This is a genomic window from Bartonella sp. AA168HLJHH, from assembly GCF_042197365.1.
Classification (GTDB): Bacteria; Pseudomonadota; Alphaproteobacteria; order Rhizobiales; family Rhizobiaceae; genus Bartonella.
On record NZ_JBHIRS010000090.1, the window covers coordinates 1 to 603 of the forward strand.

Consider the following 603-nt stretch of genomic DNA (forward strand, 5'->3'; position numbering starts at 1 on the left):
AAAGCTAAAACAGCCCAATGATAGGAACCGCGTGCCTATTAATAAAACAATCCCTGCCGAAATTAAGCGAGGAGACAACGGAATCTCATAAACTGATTTATGAAGTTAATAATGTAATGGTCAGTCTTTCTAAATATGTGAAAATTAAAAGGTATGGAATATGCAAAAGCTGATTATTATCATAGCGATTAGTGCTTTTCTTGGAACAACAAACTTAGCAAGAAGTAACACTCTTACTAAGCAAGGAGGAGGTCATAGCCGTTTTGCAGTTCCTAGTATAGGGTCAGGAAATCTCGATTCAAGCAACAATTATAAACCAAAACCACCAAAAGGCTATGAGCCACCACGTAAACTTCCACCCGATATTAAAATTGACCTTTCTAATTTGGGAACGATGAGAAATCGCGTACCGTCCAAACCTAGTGGCTCTAAGCCATCTAACACACCTCCAGTATCTCCCACAGCTCAGGTACCTAAATCAACTTTCGTATCTGCTCCATCAGCAAAATATCTGGAGCTTACTAAGCTATTAAAAAAAGGGGAAATTATTGAGCTCTTAAAAAAACAGCTTGAGTTGAAAAAAGAACAACTTTCGCAAACAGA

Annotated in this window: 2 pseudogenes; both read left to right on the forward strand. The window is 38.0% G+C overall.

The features are described 5' to 3' along the window. A pseudogene (locus ACFINM_RS09905) lies at window positions 1-91 on the forward strand (TrwH protein); the annotation flags it as partial. Between the two features lie 69 nt (window positions 92-160). Beyond that, window positions 161-603 (forward strand): annotated as a pseudogene (locus tag ACFINM_RS09910) (hypothetical protein); the annotation flags it as partial.